General features: G+C 73.0%; 1 protein-coding gene. It reads left to right on the forward strand.

The window, feature by feature from the left end:
• A partial coding sequence (locus KMS84_RS04915) for a condensation domain-containing protein (protein ID WP_256914782.1) occupies positions 1 to 493 on the forward strand: 493 nt, incomplete at both ends.

A 493-nucleotide genomic window follows, 5' to 3' on the forward strand; every position in this document is an offset into this window, starting at 1 on the left:
GGTCGTTGGCTCCGTTGGCGGATGATCTGTCGGCCGCGTATGCGGCGCGGGTCGGGGGCGGGGCGCCGGATTGGGCCGCGTTGCCGGTGCAGTACGCGGATTACACGGTGTGGCAGGCGCGGGTGCTGGGCGACGAGGGCGATCCGGCGAGCACGGCCGCGCGTCAGGTCGCGTACTGGCGCGCCGCGCTCGCGGGAGCGCCCGAGCTGATCGAACTCCCCCTCGACCGGCCCCGGCCCGCGATCGCCACGTACCGCGGCGGAGCCGTCGACCTCACCCTCGACGCGGACCTGCACGGTCGTGTGCTGGCGGTGGCCCGTGAGTGCGGGGTGACGCCGTTCATGGTGGTGCAGACGGCGGTCGCGGTGCTGTTGTCGCGCATGGGCGCGGGCACGGACGTGCCGTTGGGCACGGTGGTGGCGGGCAGGTCCGACGAGGCTTTGGACGACCTGATCGGGTTCTTCGTGAACACGCTGGTGCTGCGCACCGACGT

Source organism: Streptomyces hilarionis, assembly GCF_024539675.1.
Classification (GTDB): Bacteria; Actinomycetota; Actinomycetes; order Streptomycetales; family Streptomycetaceae; genus Streptomyces; species Streptomyces hilarionis.